Source organism: Chitinophaga sp. YR627 (genome assembly GCF_900114995.1).
Taxonomy (GTDB): Bacteria; Bacteroidota; Bacteroidia; order Chitinophagales; family Chitinophagaceae; genus Chitinophaga.
Genome location: NZ_FOUX01000003.1, coordinates 449,601 through 474,324 on the forward strand (window position 1 = coordinate 449,601; position 24,724 = coordinate 474,324).

General features: G+C 45.4%; 22 protein-coding genes and 1 tRNA gene. 8 read left to right on the forward strand and 15 right to left on the reverse strand.

Annotated features, from left to right (window positions below; translation table 11 throughout):
* Positions 1 to 4 precede the first annotated feature (4 nt).
* Genes BMZ72_RS17225 through BMZ72_RS17240 form a run of 4 tightly spaced genes read right to left on the reverse strand, consistent with a single transcriptional unit; the run spans position 5 to position 4,009 of the window.
* Positions 5 to 1,309 (reverse strand): SWIM zinc finger family protein, encoded by a 1,305-nt coding sequence (locus tag BMZ72_RS17225; RefSeq protein WP_089810504.1) that lies wholly within the window; start codon positions 1,307 to 1,309, stop codon positions 5 to 7.
* A gap of 39 nt (positions 1,310 to 1,348) precedes the next feature.
* Positions 1,349 to 1,690 carry a hypothetical protein gene (locus BMZ72_RS17230; protein WP_012788433.1) on the reverse strand — a complete coding sequence of 114 codons (342 nt, stop codon included), beginning with the start codon at positions 1,688 to 1,690 and terminating at the stop codon, positions 1,349 to 1,351.
* A 53-nt stretch (positions 1,691 to 1,743) separates the two neighbouring features.
* Positions 1,744 to 2,706 (reverse strand): cation-translocating P-type ATPase, encoded by a 963-nt coding sequence (locus BMZ72_RS17235; protein WP_089810506.1) that lies wholly within the window; start codon positions 2,704 to 2,706, stop codon positions 1,744 to 1,746.
* A 10-nt stretch (positions 2,707 to 2,716) separates the two neighbouring features.
* The gene (locus BMZ72_RS17240) at positions 2,717 to 4,009 is read right to left on the reverse strand and encodes an MFS transporter (protein WP_089810508.1); all 1,293 of its coding nucleotides are present in this window, start codon (positions 4,007 to 4,009) and stop codon (positions 2,717 to 2,719) included.
* A 78-nt stretch (positions 4,010 to 4,087) separates the two neighbouring features.
* Between BMZ72_RS17240 and rpiA the strand changes: the two genes are divergently transcribed.
* The 3 genes from rpiA to BMZ72_RS17255 are packed head-to-tail and all read left to right on the forward strand — an operon-like array spanning position 4,088 to position 6,239.
* Positions 4,088 to 4,762 carry a ribose-5-phosphate isomerase RpiA gene (gene rpiA / locus BMZ72_RS17245; RefSeq protein ID WP_089810510.1) on the forward strand — a complete coding sequence of 225 codons (675 nt, stop codon included), beginning with the start codon at positions 4,088 to 4,090 and terminating at the stop codon, positions 4,760 to 4,762.
* Between the two features lie 19 nt (positions 4,763 to 4,781).
* On the forward strand, positions 4,782 to 5,348 hold the full coding sequence (locus BMZ72_RS17250; RefSeq protein ID WP_089810512.1) for a methyltransferase family protein: 567 nt from the start codon (positions 4,782 to 4,784) through the stop codon (positions 5,346 to 5,348).
* Between the two features lie 45 nt (positions 5,349 to 5,393).
* Complete coding sequence (locus BMZ72_RS17255; protein ID WP_089810515.1) at positions 5,394 to 6,239, forward strand: sulfurtransferase; 846 nt, start codon at positions 5,394 to 5,396, stop codon at positions 6,237 to 6,239.
* Positions 6,240 to 6,313: 74 nt separating this feature from the next.
* Here the strand turns inward: BMZ72_RS17255 and BMZ72_RS17260 are convergent, their stop codons facing one another.
* The 8 genes from BMZ72_RS17260 to recQ all read right to left on the reverse strand — a co-directional run bounded on the left by BMZ72_RS17260 (position 6,314) and on the right by recQ (position 15,391).
* The gene (locus BMZ72_RS17260) at positions 6,314 to 7,435 is read right to left on the reverse strand and encodes a TFIIB-type zinc ribbon-containing protein (RefSeq protein WP_089810516.1); all 1,122 of its coding nucleotides are present in this window, start codon (positions 7,433 to 7,435) and stop codon (positions 6,314 to 6,316) included.
* 6 nt (positions 7,436 to 7,441) lie between these two features.
* Positions 7,442 to 8,548 (reverse strand): SPFH domain-containing protein, encoded by a 1,107-nt coding sequence (locus BMZ72_RS17265; RefSeq protein WP_089810519.1) that lies wholly within the window; start codon positions 8,546 to 8,548, stop codon positions 7,442 to 7,444.
* 81 nt (positions 8,549 to 8,629) lie between these two features.
* On the reverse strand, positions 8,630 to 9,055 hold the full coding sequence (locus tag BMZ72_RS17270; RefSeq protein WP_089810522.1) for a hypothetical protein: 426 nt from the start codon (positions 9,053 to 9,055) through the stop codon (positions 8,630 to 8,632).
* Between the two features lie 77 nt (positions 9,056 to 9,132).
* A complete protein-coding gene (locus tag BMZ72_RS17275; protein WP_089810524.1) occupies positions 9,133 to 10,914 on the reverse strand; it encodes a DUF885 domain-containing protein in 1,782 nt (593 codons plus the stop codon).
* A 100-nt stretch (positions 10,915 to 11,014) separates the two neighbouring features.
* On the reverse strand, positions 11,015 to 11,815 hold the full coding sequence (locus BMZ72_RS17280; RefSeq protein ID WP_089810526.1) for a helix-turn-helix domain-containing protein: 801 nt from the start codon (positions 11,813 to 11,815) through the stop codon (positions 11,015 to 11,017).
* A 438-nt stretch (positions 11,816 to 12,253) separates the two neighbouring features.
* Positions 12,254 to 12,326, reverse strand: a tRNA-Phe gene (locus tag BMZ72_RS17285).
* Positions 12,327 to 12,398: 72 nt separating this feature from the next.
* Complete coding sequence (locus tag BMZ72_RS17290; protein WP_089810528.1) at positions 12,399 to 13,169, reverse strand: DUF3050 domain-containing protein; 771 nt, start codon at positions 13,167 to 13,169, stop codon at positions 12,399 to 12,401.
* A 20-nt stretch (positions 13,170 to 13,189) separates the two neighbouring features.
* Positions 13,190 to 15,391 (reverse strand): DNA helicase RecQ, encoded by a 2,202-nt coding sequence (recQ, locus tag BMZ72_RS17295; RefSeq protein ID WP_089810531.1) that lies wholly within the window; start codon positions 15,389 to 15,391, stop codon positions 13,190 to 13,192.
* Between the two features lie 302 nt (positions 15,392 to 15,693).
* Here recQ and BMZ72_RS17300 point away from each other — a divergent pair, with 302 nt between their 5' ends.
* The 3 genes from BMZ72_RS17300 (at position 15,694) to BMZ72_RS17310 (ending at position 18,979) form a co-directional block, all read left to right on the forward strand.
* The gene (locus BMZ72_RS17300; RefSeq protein WP_089810532.1) at positions 15,694 to 16,668 is read left to right on the forward strand and encodes a KpsF/GutQ family sugar-phosphate isomerase; all 975 of its coding nucleotides are present in this window, start codon (positions 15,694 to 15,696) and stop codon (positions 16,666 to 16,668) included.
* Position 16,669: 1 nt separating this feature from the next.
* Positions 16,670 to 17,761, forward strand: coding sequence for a mannose-1-phosphate guanylyltransferase (locus BMZ72_RS17305; RefSeq protein ID WP_089810535.1), 1,092 nt, complete (start codon positions 16,670 to 16,672; stop codon positions 17,759 to 17,761).
* An 84-nt stretch (positions 17,762 to 17,845) separates the two neighbouring features.
* Complete coding sequence (locus BMZ72_RS17310) at positions 17,846 to 18,979, forward strand: methionine aminotransferase (RefSeq protein ID WP_255373225.1); 1,134 nt, start codon at positions 17,846 to 17,848, stop codon at positions 18,977 to 18,979.
* Between the two features lie 225 nt (positions 18,980 to 19,204).
* Here BMZ72_RS17310 and BMZ72_RS17315 read toward each other — a convergent pair whose 3' ends face one another.
* The 3 genes from BMZ72_RS17315 to BMZ72_RS17325 form a co-directional block, all read right to left on the reverse strand.
* Positions 19,205 to 19,885, reverse strand: a complete 681-nt coding sequence (locus BMZ72_RS17315) for a carbonic anhydrase family protein (RefSeq protein WP_089810539.1) — start codon at positions 19,883 to 19,885, stop codon at positions 19,205 to 19,207.
* Between the two features lie 51 nt (positions 19,886 to 19,936).
* Positions 19,937 to 21,583: a SulP family inorganic anion transporter gene (locus tag BMZ72_RS17320; protein ID WP_089810540.1), complete on the reverse strand. Its 1,647-nt coding sequence runs from the start codon at positions 21,581 to 21,583 to the stop codon at positions 19,937 to 19,939.
* Between the two features lie 216 nt (positions 21,584 to 21,799).
* Positions 21,800 to 22,090 carry a hypothetical protein gene (locus BMZ72_RS17325; protein WP_089810543.1) on the reverse strand — a complete coding sequence of 97 codons (291 nt, stop codon included), beginning with the start codon at positions 22,088 to 22,090 and terminating at the stop codon, positions 21,800 to 21,802.
* A gap of 367 nt (positions 22,091 to 22,457) precedes the next feature.
* Here BMZ72_RS17325 and BMZ72_RS17330 point away from each other — a divergent pair, with 367 nt between their 5' ends.
* On the forward strand, positions 22,458 to 22,784 hold the full coding sequence (locus tag BMZ72_RS17330; RefSeq protein WP_089810545.1) for a PadR family transcriptional regulator: 327 nt from the start codon (positions 22,458 to 22,460) through the stop codon (positions 22,782 to 22,784).
* Positions 22,785 to 22,831: 47 nt separating this feature from the next.
* Positions 22,832 to 24,640 carry a PspC domain-containing protein gene (locus BMZ72_RS17335; protein ID WP_089810547.1) on the forward strand — a complete coding sequence of 603 codons (1,809 nt, stop codon included), beginning with the start codon at positions 22,832 to 22,834 and terminating at the stop codon, positions 24,638 to 24,640.
* Positions 24,641 to 24,724 lie beyond the last annotated feature (84 nt).

The window sequence follows — 24,724 nt, forward strand, 5'->3', positions numbered from 1 at the left end:
TCCCTTATAACAATTTATAGACGCCGTTATGCCAGACGCCCAGGGGTTCGTATTCCTGTTCCTTACCTAGCAGTGCCATATCCAATGGTTGACCGCCACTGAGGGAGAGTAGTTTCCAGATATTACGGAAACCGTCTTTTACAGGCATGATCCGATCGTTGCTGTCTTTGAGCCACCATTTCATATTGTGCTGAACAGGCGTTAACTGTTGTACAATATAAGGGCGTTCGCTGCGGACAGGCATCTTCTCTGCAAGTGAAGTTTCGGTGGCTGTCAGTTCCTCCCAGCCGGGAAGGCCGTAGGTATCCTGGAGATTATTGTTGGTAACAGGTTCCTTGATCAGCGCCCTTAACGGGATCTCAGAGGGAAAGAATACCAGTTCTGCTTCGATAGACATACCGGCTGTTAACAGGAGTTGTGGTCTGGACATACCTCTTGCATAGAACTGGAGTACCAGTGCCGGCTGGTAGGAATGCAGGCCATAAAGCCAGTACTTTTCGGTGGTCAGATTATCTTCTTCTGTGACCTGTTTGTTGAGGATCAGCCAGGTATCTTTTATGCCCTTCTCCTGCCGGAGGGCTTCCTGACTTTGGGTGAAGCCGACAAGGATACGAAGTTCCTGTTGTAACAGGAGAGAGAGTGTTTCTCCCTGTCTGAAACCCTGGATAACGAGGTAGATGCGGAGCAGTTGCTCCATGAAGGTATGTTGCCAGCCTTCACTATAGAAGTTGATCTCTGAGAGGCCACGGACCATAGCTGCCAATCCCGGGGCCTGTGCATCCACCATACGGCGGGCCATGGTCTCCCAGTAAGAGGCGCCTTTTTCCGGCAATTGCAACAGACCGTTACGGATGATATCTTTCATCCAGAGCAGCAGTTCGTGAATACCATCTTCCACTTTCTGCTGACGGGCCAGTTGCCGTTTATCGCGGGCTGCTTCGTCTACCTGTTTTTCTTCTTTTTCCTGTTTCTTGACTTCTTTGCCGGCTCTTTTTTCCAGCCATTCACTGACCCAGGAAGGAGGAGTGTTGTCAGTGAAGGTAGCGGACTCACGGGCATATAGCAACATGAGGCCCATACCATGTTTGCACGGAAATTTGCGGCTCGGACAACTACATTTGAAAGCGGTTCCGGCGAGGTCTATCTGGGTTTGATACGGTTTGCTGCCACTCCCCTGGCATTCTCCCCACAAGGCTTGTTCATTCGCCCCTTTACTCACCCATTTTGCTGCACCAGCCAGGGCCTTTCCGGCTTTCCTGGAAGCTTCATCCGGTGCTAAGGATAGCACCTGTTCTTCTGTTAGGAGCAATGGATATAAGATTTAAAAAGTATTGTATTACAAACAATGTTACGCCAGCAATACCTTGTATATTCTGGAATATAACATCACGAGATAGGTAATCAGGATAACTGAATTTAATACGAGTAACCAGTTGACGTCCACCTGCTGGTATTTGTTCTTCTTACAGAGAATTGCCAGCCAGAGAAAACCGATCAAAAGAACTACCGGGAATACCAGTGTCCATTTATTCGTGATGATAAGGTGTGCATTGGCGATACGGTCATTCCATCCCTGGTCATTTCCTGCTACCAGCGGAAGGATGCCCATGAACAGCACGATAACAAATATTCTCACAGCCGTTTTTGCGGCCGTTTTACTGATTTTCTGACTCTTACTTTCCTGTTGCATTGTTTCTTTAAATTTTAAGTAGCGACTGGATTGCTAAGTTCGGGATTAAACTATTACGATCCTATTGCTGCCTGACGAACGGGACGTAAATGTATCCACCAGTGTATGACGATGCCAATCAACAGGTTGATGACACAGAAAAAGGTCATCCAGGCATTCTCTGCCGCAAATCCACCAATAAATAACCAGACAAAAAAGTAAAGATGAAACCAGGCAGGGACTAACCAGGTCACATAGGGTAATGCCGGAGGATGTAATATGCTGCGTTTCCTGAATCCCCATATGGTCAATACAGGGAGTAAGATCAGCAGGAAAATCAGCTTTTCTTTACTTCTGATGTGAAACTGTTCATTCAGCCAGGTGGCCATCGGAAATAATGTGATCCAGAGCGCAACCTGTGAAATAAGGATAGACAGTAGCGGAGTAATTGCCAGCCAGCCTTTCAATACTATATTATTACGGAAACGGACCTTTTCCAGTGTACGTGCAAAAGTGGAGTAGAAAAAGACCACACACAGCCATCCGAAGAAATTGCCGTAGGGCACGCCGAACCATTGGGCTGTCAGCGGATCAGGGAATTCAGGTCTGTTGGCCCAATCCCAGTGCCACATGTGCAGCCGGTAAGCAACAACATCCATACTGAGATCTATACTGAGTGCCAGCAGGGCATCAAATGCGGCAGCCGCTATCAGCGGAAGCCCTCTGCTGTCGGAAATAATCCGGGAAGTATAAATGATAATGCCCCATCCCATACCAATACAGACAGGGATATTATCAGGCGCATGTCCCAGCATGAGCCAGAACTGCCCATATTTATAACCGGCATTGGATACAACGTTCACATATTCCAGTAACAGACCAAAACCAAAACCGCCCAGCATATAGGCGACATGTCCTGTGCCTCTTTTCCAGGCATATAGCAGCGTCAGAAAGAACAGTATGATCATACAGGATTCTGACAGGGGATAACAGATCGCAGGAGGAATGCCATAAGGCATATTGGCGTAAGGGAACATAACAATTATTTTATCGTTGTTCTTTATCCATGAACGAAGTGTGTTTCGTATCTCTCACAACAGCATAAACGATCAGCGAAATAAAGATACAACCCGTAACGTACCAGTAGTACAGGGATTCATGACCGATGTTCTTGAAATATAAAGCAATGTACTCAGCCGTACCACCGAACAGGGCAACTGTCAGTGCATAAGGTAGTCCTACACCTAACGCCCGGATCTCAGCAGGAAACATCTCCGCCTTTACCACGGCATTGATAGAGGTATAGCCGCTGACAATGATCAGTGCAGAGAAGATGAGGAAAAAGGCGGCCCATTCCGATGCCGCATGACTGATAGCGGTAAGGATAGGAACAGTTAGCAGGGAACCCAGTATACCAAAGCCAAGTAATAAAGGTTTACGCCCGATTTTGTCACTCAGCATACCAAAGAGCGGTTGCAGACAGGCATATATCAGCATGAGCAGGAAGGTAAGCAGGGTAGACCTTTCTTTGGTCAGGTGTACCGTATTCACCAGGAACTTCTGCATGTAGGTGGTATAGGTGTAAAAAGCCAGTGTGCCACCCATGGTGAGCCCGACTACTGTCAGTACTGCTCTGGGATGTTCTTTCAGGAGGATCATCACAGAGCCCCGTTTTTTATTTTCCTTTTCAGCGCTGACAGTCTCCTGCATATGCTGACGGATGACGAGGGCAAAGAGGGAGAGGATAGCGCCTATTACAAAAGGGATACGCCAGCCCCATTCATGCAGTTGCTCCGGACTCAGAAACACTTTTTGCAGCAGCAGCTGAATGCCGAGGGCAATGAGTTGTCCGCCGATAAGCGTTACGTACTGAAAGCTGGAATAAAAGCCTCTTTTATCAGGAGTGGATATTTCGCTTAAATAGGTCGCAGAGGTACCATATTCTCCGCCGACACTCAGGCCCTGTAATAACCTGGCTGTCAGCAGGATCACCGGAGATAGGATACCGGCAGTGGCGTATGTAGGCGCCAGGGCGATCATCATACTACCAAGTGACATCAGCAGCACGGAAAGCGTCATGGAAACCTTCCTGCCTTTCCGGTCGGCAATACTGCCAAAGAGCCATCCACCGATAGGGCGCATCAGAAAGCCGACGGCAAAAATGGCGGCGGTATCCAGTAACTGGGCGGTAGGATTGCTTTTGGGGAAAAAGACAGGTGCAAAGTACAGGGCGAATGCGGCATAGGCATACCAGTCGTACCATTCAACGAGATTACCGATGGAGCCTGTAAAGATCGCTTTAATGCGGTGCGCGGTGTCGCTTTTTTGATATGTATTCATTATTGATAGGAGCGTGGCTTTCAAAAATAATACAATCGGGCCAATAGTCTTATATTGCTAAACAATTAAAGGATAATCATGGACACGATCACAAAAGCAAAGAAAGCAGCCGGAGAGAAGGCTGCATCGTTGGTACAGCCCGGTATGTTAGTAGGATTGGGAACCGGGTCAACTGCTTACTGGGCGATAGAAAAGATTGGTCAGATGGTAAAGGAAGGATTGAATATCCGTGTGGTAGCTACCTCCGTTGCCTCAGAACAACAGGCAATAGCCCTGGGTATACCCATTACTTCTTTCAGCGAAATCCAGCAGCTGGACATCGATATTGATGGCGCAGATGAGATCAGTGAAGATTTACAGATCATCAAAGGTGGCGGTGGCGCCCTGCTGCGTGAAAAGATCGTGGCACACGCCAGCAGAAGGAAAGTGATAGTGGCTGATGAAAGAAAATATGTAAGAACACTGGGTAAATTCCCGCTGCCTGTAGAAATTATTCCGTTTGGCTGGGAACTGGTGTTCAAAAGTATACAGTCCCTGAAAGGCGCTCCGACCTTAAGGACCAGAGAAGATAAACCTTATATTACAGACAACGGGAACTATATCCTCGACTGTATGTTCGGCGCTATAGAAAACCCGGAACAACTGCATCATCAGCTGAAAGCGATGACAGGTGTAGTGGAAACAGGGTTATTCATCAACCTGAAACCAACCGTGATCATCGCCTATGAAAACGGTGATGTAAAGACACTTTAATACCTAAATATTCCATCCTATGTATGAAACCCTCCACCAGATCATCGCTGTTATCTGGGTATTGTCAGAAGTGCTGCTGAACCGGCTTGTAAGGTCATCTCAGTCTGATAAGACACGGGCGGACAAACAATCGCTGCGTTTTATCTGGATCACGATCATGATCACATTACCGCTGGCGCATATCTTGTCCCGGCAGTTGCATGTCCTTCCGATCAGTAGTTCTCCTGCGATCGTACAGGCGGGCCTTGCAATGATCGTGGCAGGAATGATCTACCGTTTTATCGCCATCTATACATTGGGACGGTTCTTTACGGTAGACGTAGCGATCCGTAGTGATCACAGGATCGTCAGAAAGGGGATGTACAGATACATGCGCCACCCTTCTTATCTGGGATCGCTGTTATCCTTTCTGGGGAATGGATTTGCACTGAATAGCTGGGTCGGACTGGTGATTGGTTTTGTGCCGGTACTGCTCACTTTTCTATATAGGATGAAGGTGGAAGAGGAGTTACTGATCAACAATTTCGGACAGGAATATATAGACTATAAAAAGGAAACCTGGAGATTAATACCGTTCGTGTACTGATACCAATAACACGGACGTATCTGTTAACACATAAAGGGACACAGTATGAGCTATACTAACTTTATAAAACCAGCAGAGGCGCATGCGCTCCTGAATAAACCTGATGTTGTTTTTATTGATTGCAGCTTTGCATTGAATGATAAAGAGTGGGGTCGTAAAGAATATGAGAAAGCACATATACCTGGTGCGCTGTATGCTGATCTGGACAAAGATCTTTCCGGACCGATCATCGCAGGTAAGACCGGCAGACATCCTTTACCGGAAAAGAAAGCACTGGAAGCAACCATCGCATCATGGGGCATAACGTCTAATACACAGGTCATTGCATATGATGCCGGTGCCGGCTTTATGGCAGCGGCAAGATTGTGGTGGCTGCTGAAATGGGCTGGTCACGAACAGGCGGCTGTGCTGGATGGTGGTAAGAAGGTATGGGCTGAAAAGGCATATCCTTTGGAAGGCGGTGTGGTAACACCTGTGGCTAAATCATTTAATGCCCGCTATGACGATAGTCTGCTGGCAGATGCAGCAGCTGTGCTGAAGGCAACAGCGGAACATGGTAGTTGTGTGATAGACTCAAGAACAGCCGACAGATATGCCGGTCAGAATGAGACAATCGACCCGGTAGCGGGACATATTCCTGAAGCAATTTCAAGACCATTTAACGCCAATATTACACCGGAAGGACTGGTAGCAGGACAGGATGTGGTAAGGGGCTATTTTGCGGCTGATTTTGCGAAAGATGATGTGATCTTCTACTGTGGATCAGGGGTGACTGCGGCATTCAATGTATTGCTGGCCAATTATGCCGGTTATGCCATGCCGAAGTTATACGCAGGTTCCTGGAGTGAGTGGATCACAGATGAGGGCAGACCAGTAGCTGTAGGAGCATAATGTAAGCATACGTGAAATAAAAAAGGCGTCAACAGGGATAAGCTGTTGACGCCTTTCGTTTTGATATAAAAGACTTATTGTTTGCTCAGATAGATAATGAATATTACAACAGCAATAATCGCCATTACCAGCAATGCAATCTTGGTGCCGCTGTATGGTCTTTCACCTACAACCTCACCGGTAGAGGCGTTCACGGTAAAGTGATAGAGCTTGTTATTATACTTATAGGCACTGATCCATACAGGCAACAGCAGATACTTTAAAGCGATATTACGATAGGTATCATAATACTCTTCAATGCGCTGTTCATCTCCACCGATATCACGACGGATCGTCTGCTCGATGATACCCCGCATGATCAGTTTCGCCTGCTCCAGTCCATCTTCAGGAGATACCTGGTAAAGCTCAGAACGGAAACCGCTCACATACTGTTCATTGTAATGAACGAGCGCCTGCATATGCCATGGCTCTAAGCGCTTTGCCACTTTATGAGGAAGAGAGGCGCTGGCGATCACAAAAATATCATTGAACTCATTATACACAGTACCGCTGACACTATGCCATCTTGTATGGCGTACCTGTCTGGAACGTCTTTCTTCTCTGCCATTGACGGTCTCTGTGTAGTATTCAGTTTCGTAGTAATAATCACCACGTTGGCCATCATATTCAGTCCTTGCATCTGCATCATAGGTCCAGTGTGGCAGGTATATACCTCTCAGCTGACTGGCATGTCCAGAGACCAGCTGTGGCAGGTCAGAAGGTGCAAACCAGAGCTTTTTCATCCATGTCTGGAAGTTGGTAGCAGCCTGTTGCTGTGTGATGGCAAAAGGCAGGATATAATGTGGCCGGACGATCTGTTTGCTTTCCGCATCGCTGATGACCAGCGGACTGGCACAGAAGGTACAGTTCTCTGAGTTTACTTCCGCCAGCAGGGTAGTGGAGGCACCGCAGTTTTTGCAGGACACCACTTTTGCCGTGCGTTGTGCACTCAGACTGTTTGTACTGTGGATAAATGAATCATAATCTACCGATACGACAGGACCTGTATTTTCCTGTACGATCTCGTTGGTAGCGCCGCAATAAGTACATTTCAGCTGATGGGTACCTGGTGCGAAATGCAGGGTAGCTCCACAGCTGTTACATTGTAAAGACGAATTCAGAGCGGCGGATTGCTCCGCCTGGGAATATGGATCCATGAACGATTACGGAATAGGTAAAGGTGGTGGTGTATTGTTAAATAAACCGGCCAGTTCAGCCATGGTGTTGGCCACTGCCCAGTTGGCCATGCCTTTTTTCCAGATATGGCTCTGCTGGTTGATCGTACCGGCAGCTACCAGTTGTGTCAGTTGATCCATGGTGTACGGACCTGCCTGCTGACCATTTATCGCGGCATAATATTGTACGGCTGCAGGTAATGGCGGTGGCGCTTCATTACTACCCTGTACGGTATTCGGCTGGAACACATTGCCCATCTGACTACCCATTGCCATGCCTAAACCTGCTCCCATACCAGCGCCTGCCAGACCACCATTAGGGTTCTGTGCCGCCTGTTCCATGGCATTGGCTGCCTGGAACTGTGCGTAAGCGCCCAGGTTACCAACGATACCCATGCTGGTACGTTTGTCCATCGCAGCTTCCACTTCCGGAGGAAGGGAAATATTTTCGATCAGGAACTTGGTCAGTTCCAGCCCCATTGCGTTGAATTCCGGTTGTATTTTATTGGTAATCAGTGCAGATACCTCATCGTAGTTTGCTGCCAGGTCCAGTACGGGAATCTTTGCCTGTGCAATTGCATCCATACCACGGGTGATGGCAAGATTACGTAGCTGCTCATTTACACCCTCTACGGTGAATTCAGGATTGGTAGCGGCGATCTCTTTTATGAACAATCCGGCATCCTGTACACGGAATGCGAAGCTGCCGAACGCACGAAGACGTACCGGACCAAATTCTGCATCACGCAGCATAACAGGATTACGGGTTCCCCATTTCTGATTGATGAACTGACGGGTACTTACGAAATACACGTCTGCCTTGAATGGACTGTTAAAGCCATATACCCAGCCTTTCAGCGTGGTCATGATCGGCATGTTTTGCGTAGTGAGCGTGTACATGCCGGGTTTGAAAATGTCGGCAACAACGCCTTCATTCAGAAATACAGCCAGCTGTGATTCACGCACAGTCAGCTTTGCATTCATCTTTATTTCATTCTGATAGCGGGGAAACTTCCATACTATGATTTCATTAGAGGTATCGACCCAATCGATGATGTCGATAAATTCGTTGCGGAGTTTGTCAAATAGTCCCATATAAGACGGATTTACGGTAGTATGAAAATAGAATAAAGGTGTAATATATTGTATAGGAAGACAGTAAAAAATATCACAGTACTATAATTTTTTCATGGACCAGGTGCCATGCAACAGATATTGCCTGATACTTCCGTCAGGAAATACCTCTGTATGTGATACAAGTTCCCACTCGCCTTCGAAAATTTCATCTTTGTAGTAACCGGTGTAGATCACTTCATGTGAAGGGAGCTCCGGCATTTCAAAAAAGTTATTGTATTCGTCCTGTGCGATGGCATGAGAATACGTTTTTACAAAGTTAATGAAGCCACCTCTCACGAAACCTTCAATGACAGCAGGAGCTCTCATGGGTATTTTACTTTTATCATCCCGGCAGGTGCCTTTCAGCGCGCCATCACTAACATCCATGATAATGTCAAAGCTGGTTGTATCTCCTATCATTTCTTTGGGGTACCCATCTCCAAGGGTATATTGTCCTGCCCATTTTCCGGAATAAAGATCGCTCATAGGCTAAAAGGGGTTTGATGCAATTAAAAAAGCAGTCACTAATGTAACTGCTTTTTCTATAAATCAGATAAAAATGATCATTGTTTTGCCGCCCATTCCCGGAGGTAATGCTCCAGTACATTAAGCGGCATATCTCCCTGTTGAAGCAGCGCATCATTGAACCTGACCAGATTAAATCTGCTACCCAGCTTTTTCCTGCACTCCTCGCGTAATCTTATGATTTCCAGTTCTCCTGTCTTATAGGTAAGCGCCTGTCCCGGCCATGCCATATAGCGTTCTACGGAAGTGACGGCATCTTCTTCGCTGATGGATTCATGTGTTAACATATAATTGATCGCTTCTTCTCTTGTCATTTTGCCGGTATGGATACCAACATCTGTTACCAGTCTTATGGCACGGTGAATCTCATTGTTCAATGCACCGATCTGCTGATCAATAGTTGTGTAACACCCAAGTTGCTTACCAAATGATTCGCAATACAATGCCCATCCTTCGGTAAACGCACTGAAACTGATGGACCTTCTGAATGTTGGTAGTGTTTTGTTTTCCTGCTGTAAGGATATCTGGTAATGATGACCGGGAATTGCCTCGTGCAGGAAAGTCGCTTCCATACCCAGGAATGTTACATTGATTTTCTTTGGATCGGGAACGGGGACATAAAATATACCCGGACGACTACCATCCATTGCACCGATCGAATAAGAAGGTCCGTTCTGTGATGCTTCCCGGAAAGCTTCCACGCGTCTGATTTCAAAAGTTGCTTTTGGAACTACGCTTAACATGGTATGAAGGTGCGGTTTTACCTTATCATAGATATTCCGGTAAGCCTGTAAAACTTCATCTGCCGTGTTAAATGGCATAAACTGAGGAGCTGTTCTGACGAAGACAAAGAACTCCTGTAAGGAACCTTTGAAACCCATCTGCTTTTTTAGTTCTTCCATGGCGGCATTGATCCTGGTCACTTCTTTTATACCAGTTTCGTATAGCTGTTCCGGCGTCAGATCCGTTGTCGTGAAATAACGCACATAGTAATTGTACAGGTCTCTTCCTCCGGTAATACCAGACAATCCTGCACTGTCTGTTGCATGTGGAAGATATTCCTGTTGCAGATAGTTTGCAAGACGTTGATAAGCGGGTAATAATTGTGTATTTATACTTCGTAAAAAGGATTGTTTTAATCGCTCACGATCTGCGCCGGTAATAGTCGCCGGCATTTTATTCAGCGGTTGAAAGAAGACACTTTTTGAGGAGTCTCTTTCAGCCAATGAGGTCATCTGCGGGATCATCTTTATGACCAATGTTTTTGGTAATACCATACCGATAGCAACACCTTTTTTCATGTTGCTGATAGCAGTATCTGTCCAGCTGGAAAAAGCGGTAATGCGTTGCTGCCAGTGCTCATAATCTTTGATGGTTGCAAATGGCTGTGCAGATTCTCCTGAACCCAGTTGACCTATTAAGAGAGGGATAGAAGAAAACTGATTCATCGGAAGATATTCTGTATGATGTTTCAGGCGCTCCAGATCCATATTTAATATCTCTTTCAGTACGTCGAAAGAAATGCGGTCGGCTGTATTCAGCGATTGTCTGGAGAAGGCATTCAATCGTTTTAGATACTTTTTATCAAACTGTTCTTTCGCTACTAAATAGGCAACAGCACCATCATTCGCCAGTTGGTTATCATACTGGTGAACCCCTGTGAATGTCGCACTGATCGGATCAAGTTGTAATGATTCCCGGTAATAGTTTTCGAATAAGCGGTGTAATTGGGTATTACGTTGCTGACTATGCGCTGCAGGAATATACAGGCAGCAATATAAAATAAGGAAGCTGGCGGTTTTGAGAAAAAGCTGTTTCATGGTGTATACAAAGACAGGTTATGTACACTGTCAGTGGTTGATGCAAAAGTAGCCGCTTGTCTTACCGTAAAATTGTATGGAGTTAGCGTAGGAGAGAGGCTCAGATCTTTCTGTATTCTTTAGGCAACATACCTGTTACCTGCCGGAATGTTTTCGTAAAATGTGCCTGGTCTGTGAAGCCGCTCATGTACGCAATTTCTGTCAGCGAATATTTCTGTGATCTGATCAAGGCCAATGCGCGGTCTACTTTAATCTTCCGGAAATATTCTCCCAGTGTACAGGAAAAGTATTTCGTAAAATACTTCGATAAGGTAACCGGGTGAATGCCAATCTGTGCTGCCAGTTCTTTCAATGATAAGGGCTCATTCCAGACGTCATTCATGACATTGAGTATCTGTCTGGTCCATTCGGGATAATGCTTCTCTATGACCGGATTAGCATCCATTAAACTAATGCTCAGCTGTTCTATGGAGAGAATGCTGCAATCATCGTTGTAATAATGTTCTTTCAGAATGCGGAGCAGTCCGCCGGTATTCAATACAGTATTACTGTCATACATCAGAGATTCCGGAGGGATGCTGATGTTGTATGTTGCAAAGAAACTATCTGCGATCTCTAAATTGAATATCCGTGTGCCGGGACGGTAATGTACATTCTGATGAACGATGCCAGGGTAGTAGTATAAACCTGCGCCAGGGATCTGATGGTCAGCTTTTCTTCCTCTTATTTCCTGGCTGCCGCCGGAGAGAATATGTGAGAAATGAGGATTTATATGATAATGCCAGTCGGAGGTAAAGTTTTCGGGAAAAACAGTTTCGCTGGTCGTGATATGACCTATGGTATGTTCCTTCACTTTTGAGCCAACATAGCAGCCTCTGGAAAATGCGACAGGATTATTCATGGCTGTCAGGTTTAGATGGAATAAAGCTAAGGATAATGGTGTAAAAACAAAAGAATAAGGGAGATTCGGTACGCATTGCGTCCCAAATTGGAAAAGAATGAGAATCGTATATCAGCAGTAAGAGAGAATAGAAAATACAGGCTGTATATAAATCTGATATTTACCAGCGGCTTTGTGCTGCTGGCGCCTTGTTGCTGATTTGAAAAACCGTTTGGGTGATCAATTGAAATCTCTCCTGAGAAGATTTCGTATAAATCAATATCCCGTGTCAATAATGTAAAGTGAATCTCTTGCGCGCTATAATGCTGTGCTCAGTTAGTTTACGTTGAACATTATTATAATACGCGGTATTTGTTTTGACAGAAGAGTAGCGAAGAGGATAGACGAAGTAAATAAAAACAAAAAAACCTCTGGTATTTACCAGAGGTTTTTTCTTCGTGGTGTGAGGCGGGATCGAACCGCCGACACAAGGATTTTCAGTCCTTTGCTCTACCAACTGAGCTACCGCACCATCTCTTTTTTGTTGTCCTTCTCTCGTGAAGGGATTGCAAAGATAAGCAAATTAAAAATTAACTTCCAAATTTTATTCAACAAAACTTTTAATTTCCTCTAAGATCCCATTCCACAGGGCATTTCGCTGTTCTAAAGCAGCTCTTGAAGCATGCGCTGCCTCCTCCCATTTCTGCGGATCATTGCCACAAAGTTCCTGTACCATCTCCATACCAAGGTGACTGTGATGATCGCCATCCACTTCAATATGTCTTTCGAGATAATATTTGAACAGACTGATTTGTCCCGGGAATTGTTTGTCCAGATCGTTCACTAATGCCAGGAACATATCAGGTATCAGATCTTCACGACCAAAAGTGAAAACAGCCGCCTGTACATGTACAGGTTCGTTTGCAATCAGGTCGAAGGTGTGTTTTACAAAACCACGTACTGCCGGTGGCAGCCCATTGATTACAGCAGTAAGAGATTTACCTCTTTCCAGCTGCTGCAGGCATTCTTTGATACCGGAAGTATCAGCGCCTACCTGTTCCATGGCCTGGAGATATAATTCAAAATGACTGAGGCGGGTACCATCAGGCGCTACATCGCTTTCTTCGCCGGTTACGATCTCATTGATCAGGAAACGGGTGGCTGCGCTGCCTTTTGGAATCCAGGGAATATCTGTGCAGGTAAGATTTCTCTGCAGTGATTTCAGCAGAGACATAAAATCCCATACAGCGAATACGTGATACTGCATAAATGCACGGATATCATCCATGCGCTGCATTTCCGGATATAAAGGATGTTGTATGATACGCTCTCTTACAGGAGCAATAGTGCCCTTAATGTGTGGTATGCCAGTCATTACGTGTTAAATATTGTCCATTAGTTACCATATACCACCAGGAACTTGATACGCATCAGTTTCAGCTGTTCCAGGGTATAATCGCTTTCAATCAGTTCTTCTCTTGCGAGGGCAAGGCTGGATGTTTCACAGCCTTTAAAGTATTCCATGATCTCATCCTGTGCGTAATCGTCCAGTTCTTCATCCAGACAATAATCCAGATTCAGTTTGGTACCGCTTGCGACAATCGTTTCCATTTCATCCAGCAGTTGCGGAATAGTGAGTTCCTTGTTACGGGCGATGGTTTCCAGTGGCATCTTTTTATCGATATTCTGGATGATGAATACTTTCAGACCGCTTTTGTTGACAACGCTCTTCATGACGAAGTCGTCAGGTTTCACGATGTCATTTTCTTCCACATATTTAGCGATCACGTCTACGAATTGTTTTCCGTAGCGGATAGCCTTTCCTTTACTCACACCCTGGATCTTTTCCAGTTCCTGAACTGTGGTAGGATATTGTGTTGCCATGTCTTCCAGGGATGTTTCCAGGAAGATCACGAAAGGAGGGAGGTTCTTTTCTTTTGCAACTTTCTTACGCAGGTCTTTCAGCATTTCAAACAGCGCAGTATCAGCAGATGCCTGTGATTCCGCAGCTATTTCATCTTCATCGCCGCCTTCTTCTTCGAACTGGTGGTTGAGTGATACCATGATAGAATAAGGCTCCTGCAGGAAAGCGTGTCCTTTATCTGTGAGTTTCAGCAGGCCGTACTCTTCGATATCTTTTTCGATGAGATCTTCCAGCATCATCTGACGGATGAGGGAGTTCCAGAAATGCGCGTCATGCTCTTTTCCTTCTCCAAACACTTCCAGCTGGTTGTGCTGGTAGGTAGTGATCTGAGGATTGACCTTTCCGGTAATGATATTTACAACGTATTCGGTACCAAAGCGTTCTTCTAATGATTTGATCGCTTTGAGTACGATGACTACGCGGTTTTTAACTTCAATTTTCTCTTTCGGATTGCGACAGTTATCGCAGGCATTGTTACACTGTGACTCTTCATATTTCTCTCCGAAGTAGTGCAGGATCACTTTCCGGCGGCAGGCAGAGCTTTCTGCGTATGCCACTGTTTCGTTGATCAGCTGCGCACCCATTTCCCGCTCACTCAATGGTTTATCACGCATGAGGTGCTCCAGCTTCTGTACGTCTTTATAAGAGTAGAAGCAGACACAGATTCCTTCGAGTCCGTCACGACCAGCACGCCCTGTTTCCTGGTAATAGTTTTCCAGGCTCTTTGGAATGTTGTAGTGTATAACAAAGCGTACGTCCGGTTTATCGATACCCATACCAAAGGCGATCGTCGCAACGATCACATCCACATCTTCGTGCAGGAACATATCCTGACGTTGTGCACGGGTACCAGCGTCCAGTCCGGCGTGGTATGCGACTGCCTTGATATTATTAGCAACCAGCATATCTGCCAGTTCTTCAGTGGTTTTGCGGTTCAGCGTATAGATGATACCGCTCTTTCCCTTATGCTGATGAATGAACTTGACAATTTCACGGATGGTCTGGTCTTTCTTACGTTTAGGACGGATCTCATAATAGAGGTTCGACCTGTTAAAGGAAGAAAGGAATACCTGCGGATCACGCAGTTCCAGGTTCTTTACGATATCGCTCTGTACTTTCGGTGTCGCTGTGGCGGTCAGGGCAATAATAGGCAGATCGTTATTGATCTGTTCTATCATTTCCTTCAGACGGCGATATTCAGGACGGAAATCATGACCCCATTCGGAGATACAGTGCGCTTCGTCAACCGCTATGAAAGAAATCTCTAATTCACGGAAGAAATCCAGATTTTCCTGCTTGGTCAGCGTTTCCGGTGCTACGTAGAGCATTTTGGTCTTGCCGGACAGCAGGTCTGTTCTCACTTTTTTTATCTGTGCCTTTGAGAGGGTAGAATTTAAGAAATGCGCGACATTGTCTTTACTGCTATATGAACGTACCAGGTCCACCTGGTTTTTCATTAAAGCAATAAGTGGTGAAACGATCAGTGCGCAACCCGGACTCATCAGAGCCGGTAATTGATAACATAAAGATTTGCCTCCGCCGGTCGGCATTATTACAAAAGTATCTTTACCGGCAAGAATGCTCTTGATGATGATTTCCTGGTTCCCTTTAAAGGAATCAAACCCAAAGTGTTCCCGTAATGCATCTATCAAACTTACCTTTACAACAGCCATTGCATTCAAAATTTAAAACAAATAAACTCTAAAGAAAGTAACAAATTATGGATATTGTTTATGTGTTTTTTAGGGGACACGAAGTTAATTAAAAATGCGCTGACCGGCAATTAATTTATGTGTTATAGGGAGTTACGACTCGGCAGAATCCCCGCTCAGCTTGCCTTTCCAGCTGTCCCCACCCGGAAGCCATCATTTGAAGCCCGTTTTCCCCCAAAGACCAGTGTAAGCACGCATTATTATAAATTTACAGAATATCATGGGCTTAATCTGCTGAATCCTAGTTAACTTTGTGGCTGCCCATGAAAAATAGAACGGTTATTAATATTGCTGAAGTGGCGAAAAGGACGCTGTCCCTCGAGGCAACAGCGATCTCTGACCTGAAGCAATACATCAATGGTGATTTTGAAAAGGCGGTAGAGTGGATCGCGGAGTGTGCCGGACGACTGGTAGTCTCCGGAATCGGGAAAAGCGCCATTATTGGTCAGAAAATTGTTGCTACGCTGAATTCCACGGGAACCCCCGCTATTTTCATGCACGCAGCAGATGCTATCCACGGAGATCTGGGTATGATCCAGCAGGACGATATCATATTGTGTATTTCTAAGAGCGGTAATTCTCCTGAAATAAAAGTGCTGGTTCCTCTTGTTAAGAACTTTGGCAACAGATTGATCGCCATGGTCGGGAATACGGAGTCTTTTCTGGCTCGCGAGGCTAATCTTGTCCTGAATACTTCAGTAGACCAGGAAGCCTGTCCCAATAATCTGGCGCCGACCACCAGTACAACTGCCCAATTGGCAATGGGCGATGCTTTGGCCGTATGTTTGATAGAATGGCATGGGTTTACTGCAGCTGATTTTGCAAAAGTCCATCCGGGAGGTACACTGGGTAAAAAACTGTATCTCAAGGTCGGAGACCTTAGTCGTCTGCACCAGGCGCCACAGGTTGCAAAAGGCAGTGCTTTAAAAGAGGTGATCGTAGCCATCTCTTCCGGTATGCTGGGCGTTACCGCCGTACTGGATGCAGAAGGTGAACTCAGTGGGATCATCACTGACGGAGACCTTCGCCGTATGCTGGAGAAAGGCATTCCGGGCGAAAGTGTCACAGCGGAAGTTATCATGTCAACGCATCCGAAGACGATCCAGGAAGACGAACTTGCGATCAATGCCCTGGAGATGATGCGCCAACATGACATAACACAATTATTGGTTTTGAAAGATAAACGTTATATAGGTATCATTCATTTACATGATTTAATCAGGGAAGGAATTATATAAGATGACATCCGTGAACAGGCATTTTTATGTGGCCATTATGGCCGGGGGAATAGGTAGCCGTTTCTGGCCCTATAGCCGCACTGATTACCCCAAACAATTCCTGGATATCCTGAATACCGGGAAAACATTGCTGCAATGGACCTATGAACGGTTCGCGCAGTTTATTCCAGAGGGAAACATTTTTGTCGTTACACATCATCATTATGTAAACAAAGTGAAGGAACAATTGCCGGATCTGCTGACTGACAATATCGTCAGTGAGCCTTCCCGTAAGAACACCGCTCCCTGCATTGCCTATATTTCTCATAAGATCAATAAACAGGACCCTAAGGCAAACATTATCTGTGCGCCTGCCGATCACCTGATTATGGACTCCATCGCGTTTGCCAGCACCTGTCTGAATGCCCTCATGTTCGTACAGAAACACAGTGCGCTGGTCACCCTTGGTATAAAACCAACCCGTCCTGACACCGGATATGGATATATCCAGTTTGAAACACAACAGGTGTCTGATAACGTGTATCCGGTTAAAACTTTCACCGAGAAACCAAACCTCGAACTGGCCAGAACCTTCCTGCAAAGCGGAGACTTTCTCTGGAACGCGGGTATCTTCGTGTGGAACGTGAAAACGATCCTGGTCGCGTTCAATAAATATCTTCCGGAAATAGATGAGCTCTTCGTACAGAATGATGCCCTGCTGAATACCCCGGAAGAAAAGAAAGCGATTGAAAGCATCTATCCACAGTGTACGAATATCTCCATTGACTATGCAATCATGGAGAAAGCAGATAACGTATATGTCATTCCTTCCAATTTCGGATGGAGCGATCTGGGTACCTGGGCATCTGCCTATGAGAACCTGGACAGAGACGATTCCGGTAATGCCGTACAGGGCAAAAACATCATGCTCGTAGATGCTAAAAACTGTATGATCAAAGCACCACAGGAAAAACTGGTGGTGATACAGGGACTGGATGAATTCATCGTGGTGGACACATCCGACGTACTGCTGATCTGCAAAAAAGAAAATGAACAGCAGATCAAGGAATACGTCGCAGAAGTAAAAAGAAATAAAGGGGATAAGTTCCTTTAAGAATAAAAGCACTGATCAGATGATCAATTACGGATTACATGTTTTAATTTCAGACATCTATTCGTAATTGATCATTTGTATTTTATGTCAAAACTACCCAACGTAGGCACCACTATATTCTCAGTGATGTCCGCCCTGGCGGCACAACATAAAGCCATTAACCTCTCTCAGGGATTTCCAGATTTTGATTGTGATGAACAGCTGAAAAGAATGGTCAGCGAAGCGATGCAGGAAGGGCATAACCAATATGCACCTATGCCGGGTATCATGCCGTTGCGTGAAGTGATCGCTGAGAAGATACAGACCTTGTATGGTCAGCAGGTAAATCCGGATACGGAAATTACAGTCACTCCCGGTGGTACATACGCGATCTTTACAGCGATCGCTACCTGTATCAGCCCCGGCGATGAAGTCATCATCTTTGAACCGGCATATGACAGCTATATCCCGAATGTACTGGTCAATGGAGGCGTACCGGTACTGATCCCGCTTTCTTATCCTGATTATACAATAGACTGGTCGCTGGTACGCAGCAGGATCACGCCACGTACGAAGATGATCATGATCAATACGCCGCACAATCCTACCGCCAGTATCATGACGGCTGCCGATATTGCACAATTACAGGAGATTGTAAAGGAGCATAACCTGCTCGTATTATCAGATGAAGTATATGAACACCTGGTTTTCGATGGCGCACAGCATCTTAGTATTCTTCGTTACCCGGAGTTACTGAAAAACAGTTTTGTCACCTTCTCTTTTGGTAAGGTATTCCACAACACCGGTTGGAAGATGGGTTATTGCGTCGCGCCAGCTCATCTGATGGCAGAATACCGTAAAGTGCATCAGTATCTCTGTTTTTCAGTGAATACGCCGATGCAGTATGGATTGTCCCGCTATTTACAGACACCTGAACATTACCTGACCCTGCCGGTATTTTATCAGCAGAAAAGAGATTATTTCCTGGAACTGACAAAAGATACCCGTTTCACGCCACTGTCCTCAAAAGGCAGTTATTTTCAGCTGATGCGCTATGACCGGATCTCTGATGAAGGGGATAAGGAATTTGCTACGCGTATTACCAAGGAATTTGGTGTAGCCTGCATTCCTGTATCAGCATTCTATGAAAACGGGAAAGATGATCATGTGGTAAGGTTCTGTTTCGCGAAAAAAACGGAAACGCTGGAACAGGCAGCAGAAAGACTCAGAAAGATCTGATTCGTCGTCTCTGATATTCGGTTTATACTTTGTTATATAATGCTTATCCTACGTTAATCCTACGTTCATGAACGTAGGATTAACGTAGGATAATGAAGATTAAAGCACTATCAAAACGGTATCAGAAAAACGGGAAGTAATAAAAACAGATAAGCCGCTCCTGGAGAAGAGCGGCTTTTCCTTTGTATATGACTACAAGCATGGCTTGTCAGGAGTTGTACATCCTTAGACTGTCGCAGCCTCAGGAGTAGTGTTGAACTTCTCACTACCGATTACCAGGGTTTCTTCCTGGAATGTCACCACACCTGTTTCTACATCATACATAGCGCCGATAATACCCACCTCGCCATTCAGGATCATTTCACGCAGAATATGGCTCTGCTCGAGGATCGCCTGTACAGAACGCTCAGTATGAAGATGTGTCACTGCATCCACGAATGCAGGGTTAGAAGAAGTTCTGTTTTCAGTGATGGTTTTCTCTGCGAAAACCGCCGGCGTGATCTTATTCAGCAAACCGGTCAGGTTACCCATCTGTACCATATCGCATGCACCTTTGATCGCGCCACATTTGGTGTGACCCAGTACAACGATGAATTTGGAACCTGCTACTTTACAGGCATATTCCAGACTACCCAGTACGTTATCAGAGATCACTGCACCAGCCAGACGGATACTGAAGATATCGCCCAGACCCTGGTCAAAGATCAGTTCTGCGGAGGTACGGGAATCCATACAGCTCACGATCGCAGCCATTGGCCACTGACCGTCACGCGTATCGTTCACCTGCTCAAGGAGGTTACGGTGCAGTTGCAGGTTATCTACAAAACGCTCGTTACCATGTTTCAATAATTCATAAGCCTGTGCCGGAGTAATATTGGATTGAGATGCCTTATTTAATGTTTTCATTTTCTTCAAGTTTTTTACTGTTTTTAAATTTAATACATGGAGCTGCAGTAATTAGTTCAGCTGAAGCTCCTTCAACAATTGTTCGTGGTTACCGGTGATGGTATGAACATGACCACTGGCTATTTTCTCCTGCTGCTCGGGGGAAATATTTTCAGTGTTGGCCAGTTTATACTGTTCCTTGAAACCAGTGATAATTACTGTGATGTTTTTTTGCACAGCTTTTACCTCTTTGAACTCTCGTATAGTTTCTAATACGTCAAAATCTATGTATGTGGTTTTACTTCCGTCAATAACCACAGTAGAATTTTCCGGCATATGGTCGAGCGTCAGCAATATGCTGGCTTTATTCAGGAAGGAAACTTCCTGTGCAAGTTCCAGAATGATGCTTTCGCCGGCTTTATATTTCTCCTTACGGAAAAAGTAAGAACTACGGATGTTACCACGGAGAATGGCAATAACGCTGACAGCCATACCCAGGGAGATACCGATCAGCAGATCGGTAAATACGATCGCAACGACTGTTACTACGAATGGAATCCATTGATACTTACCGTTTTTGAACATTTCCTTAAAGATGGAAATCTTACACAGTTTGTATCCGGTTACCAGCAGTACAGCTGCGAGGGTGGCCAGAGGTATTTTATTCAGCAGGGTAGGAATTAACGCTGCACAAACTAACAGCAAAGCCCCGTGTGAAATAGCAGATAGTTTGGTCCGGGCGCCGGAGTTGATATTTGCAGAGGAACGCACGATTACGGATGTAACCGGCAGACCGCCCAGCATACCACTTATGATATTACCGATACCCTGTGCCTGTAATTCACGGTTAGGGGGAGAATGACGTTTCATGGGGTCCAGCTTGTCTGTCGCTTCCAGGTTCAGCAGGGTTTCAATAGACGCTACTATTGCGATAGTGGCGCCAACGACCCAAACTTCTTTATTAGTAATAGCGCTGAAGTCAGGAAGTGTGAACTGACCGATGAACGAGTTGAAATCGCTTGCAACGGGAAGATTTACCAGGTGAGACGGTGCAACAGCCAGTACACTGCCGGTGGCAATGAACAGCATATTCAGTCCGACACCTGTCAGTACAGCCACCAGGGGAGCCGGTACCACGTTCACTTTAGGGATCTTGTTCCAGTAAAGGATGATCAGTACAGATACGATGGTAATCAGGGTAGCACCCAGGTGAATATGATTCAGGGTAGAGAGTAAAGCAGTAATACTGTTATCTCCATCTACCTGTATAAAAGCGAAGTCGCCTTCCGAATCAGCATCATAACCAAAGGCGTGCGGTAACTGCTTCAGTATAATAATAATACCAATAGCAGTCAGCATACCCTTGATAACGTTGGAAGGGAAGTAGTTGGCAACAATACCCGCCTTTAAAAGGCCAAGTGCCAGCTGTATCACACCACCGATCACAACGGCTAACAGGAAAACTTCAAATACGCCAAATTTTGTAACAGCTGTCAATACTACAGCGGTAAGACCGGCAGCGGGACCACTCACACTCAGCTGAGAACCGCTCAAAGAACCGATCACCAACCCACCTACAATACCGGCGATCATACCAGAAAACAGCGGTGCGCCGGATGCGAGGGCAATACCCAGACAAAGCGGAACCGCAATAAGAAATACAACAAGGCCGGCAGAAAGGTCACCTTTAACATTGGAAAATATGGATTGCCTGCTCATAGTCCGAAGGATTTAAAAGAAACGCGAATAACGTTATAACAGGGGATAGGCATGCCCTTATCAACTGGCATAGCTACTCCGGTTAAGTGAAAAAAATGGATAATAGTAAGTGTGCGCGCATGCGCCTGATATGGAGGAAATAAGATGAGATCAGTATAAAGCCGAAAAAGCCCCTACAGGGCAGCATGGCTGTACTGATTCAATAGTTTAAATCTATTAACAGTTGGGTGGAGGACAGTGTATTTCGCGGGTAGGACCCTGTGGGATCTCCGCAAAGAAATTATAGTGCAGACTCTTTACCAGTAATGAAGGCTCAAACTGGATAATAGAACTGTTGTTGAGGAATTTGAGATCCTTGGCAATTTTAACGAGGTCACAGTTGCAACCATCTTCCACAGGATGCTCTTCGACGATCTGATTATTGAACAATATCTTCCCCACCTCCTTAATCGGAAGGAGCTGTGTGCACATCAGTGCCAGGAGGAATATGCCAATAAGTCTTTTCATCTGTACAGTACAAAAATAAGTTAGAGCTAACCTACTTTGTAAAGATAGACGATAAAAAAATGTTAAATCCCTTTTATTTATGAGTGGCTTTCCCGGGAAACCATTATACCCATGACACCACGTTCATCCCTTATTTAAGACCGTTCGTCACAAACGTAAAAAATTTTTCCAAGGGCTTTATATTTCTTAAATAATTGTATATCAATTGTTTGCTTATTAATTCCGGTAATATCCTAAGCAAGTTATTTTGTTTTCCATGGTATTGTGTATTGCATAGTAGTATAAAATACCTATCTTTGTATCGTAATCATCAGAAACCACCATTTACCATGTTTAAGTATCGTTTTATTCATAAAGCTCACTTGCCATGAATATAGATAACACACAGTCACAGATGAGAAAGGGGGTACTTGAGTTCTGTATCCTCTCGATCATCAAGCAAGGAGAAGCTTATCCTTCAGACATTATCGAAAAAATGAAAGAAGCAAAGCTGGACATCCTGGAGGGGACCCTTTACCCACTGCTTACCCGACTTAAAAACGCAGAATTTCTTACTTACCGATGGGTCGAAAGTAATTCAGGTCCCCCAAGGAAATATTTTTCCATGACCGACAAGGGAGAATTCTTCTATAAGGAACTGGAATCAACCTGGAATGAGCTGGCCAATGCAGTAACACAGCTTACAAGTCAATAACATTAACACTACCATCCAATAACCAAAACCTAAAATAGAGCATCGAGATGAAAAAGATCATTAACATCAACCTGGCCGGCCGCCTTATCGCTATCGAGGATAGTGCATATGAGATATTGCGGCAGTACCTGGAAAGCTTGTCGCGGTATTTCGCCCGCGAAGAGGGTGGGGATGAGATTGTGAGTGATATTGAGAGCCGCATCGCTGAGCTTTTCCTGAATAAATTAAAAACAACACACTGTATCACCGATGAAGACGTGCAGGCTGTAAAAGCTTCCATGGGTACGCCGGAACAGTTTGATCAGGCCGAAGAAAGTACTGGCAAGCAACAGCAGCCAGCCAACGACCCTGCATATGAATCTATCCGCCCGCGTAAAAGGCTGTACCGTGATCCGGAGGCTAAAGTACTGGGTGGTGTATGTGGTGGCCTCGGCGCTTACCTGAACGTAGACCCGGTGGTATTCCGTATCATCTTCGCCCTCCTGGCGATCGGTGGTTTCGGTTCCGGTATCCTGGTATATTTCATTCTGTGGATTGTAACCCCGGAGGCAAACACTGCCGCTGAAAAACTGCAGATGAGAGGAGAAAAGGTAGACGTTAATAATATACGTGCTACTGTGCAGGACGAGATCAACGCTGCCAAAAGCCATTTCAAGAACTTTGGGAACGATGTTAAAAATTTTTCCCAGGGCCGCGGAAGGCAAGTTGGTAGTGACATCGAAAGAGCTTTTCGCAACATCTTCGAAGCGTTGGGAAAAGTACTCCTGTTACTGACCAAGGGATTCTTCTATTTTCTTGCGGTTGTGATCCTTATCTCGCTGATCAGCGTAGGTATCGGCATCACCGCATCTTCCGCGGCCCTTTACCCGCTGAAAAACCTGATCCTGTCAGGTGCTGTACAAAATCTTTTACTCTGGTGTTCCATCCTGTTCCTGGTAGGTATCCCTATCGTGGCGCTGATCATGTTCTTCGTCCGCAAGGCGACCGGTATCAAGGAAGCTAATCGCTATGTAGGATATACGCTCAGCCTGTTATGGTTTGCCGGTCTGATCTGTGCGGTTGCACTGGTTGCCTCTGTGATCAGAGACTTCAGGACCGGTCCCGGAAGAATTTTAAAAGAAAATTACGCCCTCGTGCAACCTTCCAATGGAAAGTTAGTCATTAAACAGGCGGAAGATTATACCAACATCGACGATATCGACTTTTTCGGGGATGCACTGCGTGTGACAGAAGACACCGTTATCATCAATTCCGCCAGGATCAGACTGGAAAAAAGTGATAGCGACAGTTTCGAGGTGTATATAGAACGCTATTCCCGCGGACGTACCGTTGCCCAGGCAAGAGCCCTTGCCAAACAAATTCAGTATCAGCTGGAACAAAGAGATTCAATTCTCTACGTGCCATCAGGTATTTCAATTCCGGCAGACTCCAAATTCAGAGGACAGCATATCAGGGTGATCGTGAAAGTACCTGCTAATAAGAAGGTACAGATGGACAGAAACCTGGAATATTCTCACGGATGGGATTTTAACGACGATTGGGACGACTTTGGCCGTAACCGCGACAGAGGTCACGTTGAGATCAAAATGAACGAAGACGGATCTTCTGTGGATATGGACCATAACAACAACGACTCCGATCGGGAGGATAATGACAACGACGGTGAAAACAGAGACAACAGCGGAAATAAGGCTGATTCTGTGGAAAGAAACTACCGCTATAAAGGTGGAAAACAGGAAAATAAGACGCCTGTAGACAATAGTGGTTCCGGCAGCAAACCCGCTGCAAAGACCAGCGAAGCAGCAATAGATGTTGTGAGCACTATCGGATACAGTTTATATAAACTCGTTAAGTGATGAGAAACGTGTGTTAAAGATTAAACTTTGTCATCACAATAAGTTCAATAGTTACAGAAACACTGACCACGGTTTTTACCGTGG